This window comes from Mycobacterium sp. 94-17 (assembly GCF_035617725.1).
Taxonomy (GTDB): domain Bacteria; phylum Actinomycetota; class Actinomycetes; order Mycobacteriales; family Mycobacteriaceae; genus Mycobacterium.
In genome coordinates this window covers 1-525 of sequence record NZ_JAPIYN010000085.1, presented here as the reverse complement: position 1 = coordinate 525, position 525 = coordinate 1, and the positions used below count along the sequence as shown (strand labels likewise).

1 protein-coding gene is annotated in these 525 nt (G+C 69.7%); it reads left to right on the top strand.

Features of this window, described 5'->3' with window-relative positions; genetic code table 11:
• A partial coding sequence (locus OQ789_RS25755; RefSeq protein ID WP_324689244.1) for an AMP-binding protein occupies nt 1-525 on the top strand: 525 nt, incomplete at both ends.

Sequence of the window (525 nt, the reverse complement as noted above, 5' to 3'; positions counted from 1 at the left end):
CAGTGTGTGGCGCTGCTGTTGTCGCGGTCGGCGGAGGCGATTGTGGCGATCCTGGGGATACTCAAAACCGGGGCCGCCTACCTGCCGATTGATCCCGCGGTACCGGCGGCGCGGGTCGGGTTCCTGCTCGCGGATGCGGCGCCGGTGGCCGCGGTCACCACCGCGGAGTTCGCCGACCGGTTCGCCGGGCATGACGTGGTGGTCCTCGACGTCACCGATCCCTTGGTGGATGCGCAGCCCAGTACCGGGTTGGCGGCGCCGGGCGCCGAGGACCTGGCGTATCTGATTTACACCTCGGGCACCACGGGTGTGCCCAAGGGGGTGGCGGTCACCCACCGCAATGTGACCCGGTTGTTCGCGGGGCTCGAGGTGGGCCTGTCGTGGGGGCCGGGGCAGGTGTGGTCGCAGTGTCATTCGTATGCCTTCGACTATTCGGTGTGGGAGATCTGGGGTGCGCTGCTGCATGGCGGGCGCCTGGTGGTGGTGGGCGAGTCGGTGACGCGCTCGCCGCAGGAGCTGCACGCG